Source organism: Oleiphilus sp. HI0043 (assembly GCF_001634935.1).
On sequence record NZ_LWEY01001246.1, the window covers coordinates 1 to 1,746 of the forward strand.

Genomic DNA, 1,746 nt, shown 5'->3' on the forward strand with positions numbered 1-1,746 from the left:
AAGCATTAGAAGTTTAACTAGCGCCTGAAATGGTTTGAGTTTTAATAATTATTGAGTTAACTGGATAGACACCAGAAAGAGATATGACTATGCAAAATGATACAAATGATTCGACGACACAAGCAGGCGCACAAACCGAAACTAAGACGCACGCTATCGATATCAGTTCACTACAGCGTAAGTCTGCAGCTCTAAAGCTGGAAGACGAAAAAATTGCACTAACCGTTGACGATTTACGCTTATGCTACGGTGAAAAAGAGGCCCTTCACGGCGTAAATATGCAGATCCCACAGAACCGAGTAACGGCTTTTATCGGCCCATCGGGTTGTGGTAAATCGACATTATTGCGTTGCTTCAATCGCATGAACGATTTGGTTGATGGCTGTAGCATCACCGGTAAAATCATGCACGAAGGTAAAGATATCTACCAACGTAAAGTCGAAGTGGCTGAACTTCGTCGCCGCATTGGTATGGTATTCCAGAAGCCAAACCCTTTCCCAAAGAGCATCTATGAAAACGTCGCTTATGGCCTGCGTATTCAAGGAATCAACAAAAAGCGTATTCTAGATGAAACAGTAGAATGGTCTCTACGTTCTGCAGCACTTTGGGATGAAGTTAAAGATCGTCTTGATGATAGCGCATTGGGTCTATCCGGTGGTCAGCAACAACGTTTGGTGATCGCACGAACCGTTGCTGTTAAACCAGATGTATTACTGCTTGATGAACCCGCTTCAGCCTTGGACCCATTGTCTACGCTGAAAATTGAAGAACTGATTCACCAGCTAAAAGATGACTATACTATCGTTATCGTAACCCACAATATGCAGCAGGCTGCTCGTGTATCTGACTACACGGCGTTTATGTATATGGGCGACTTGATCGAATTTGGCAACACTGATGAGCTGTTTACCAACCCACGTAACAAGCAGACTGAAGACTATATAACCGGTCGTTACGGTTAGGTTTAGGACTATATCAACTCGCTACATGACACTATGCTGCATTAACGGATAAAAGAGGCAAATATGAGTATTACAACAAACGACGGCCACACTCAGCACATTTCCCAGCAATTCAATCAGGATTTATCTGAGTTGCGTAACCAGTTGCTAAATATGGGCGGTATCGTACAGCGTCAAGTATCTGATGCAGTAGAAGCTCTTATCACCAACAATAGCGAACTCGCCGATACGGTCCGTAACAAAGACCAAGAAGTTGACGCAATGGAGTTACTGATCGACGAAGACTGTACCCAGTTGATTGCACGACGTCAGCCGGCAGCGAGTGACCTTCGCTTAGTCATTTCTATCATCAAAATGGTTGCAGATATCGAACGCATTGGTGATGAAGCCAGTAAGATTGCCAAAATGGCAATCCGCCTGACTGAAGAGGGCAAAGCACCTCGCGGCTACGTCGAAATTCGCCACATCAGCGATCATGTTGGTCAAATGGTCAATGGTGCACTCGATGCCTTTGCACGTTTCGATATCGATATGGCACTGGATATTATGAAAGAAGACCATGCTGTCGATGCCGAGTACAAGTCAGCGGTTCGCTCACTGATGACCTTCATGATGGAAGACCCTCGCAGTATCTCCCAGATTCACAGCGTTATGTGGGTACTACGTGCCTTGGAACGTATCGGTGACCATGCGTGTAATCTGGCTGAGCACGTGATCTACATCGTAAAAGGTAAAGATGTGCGTCATATGCCGATTAAGCAAGCTGAGCAGCTTGTTGAGTCTT

The 1,746-nt window shown here is 45.1% G+C and carries 2 protein-coding genes; both read left to right on the forward strand.

From position 1 onward, the window contains the following. Positions 1-89 precede the first annotated feature (89 nt). The gene (gene pstB, locus A3729_RS15525) at positions 90-962 is read left to right on the forward strand and encodes a phosphate ABC transporter ATP-binding protein PstB (RefSeq protein ID WP_068514420.1); all 873 of its coding nucleotides are present in this window, start codon (positions 90-92) and stop codon (positions 960-962) included. Positions 963-1,031: 69 nt separating this feature from the next. Further along, a partial coding sequence (gene phoU, locus A3729_RS15530) for a phosphate signaling complex protein PhoU (protein WP_304439725.1) occupies positions 1,032-1,746 on the forward strand: 715 nt, incomplete at its 3' end.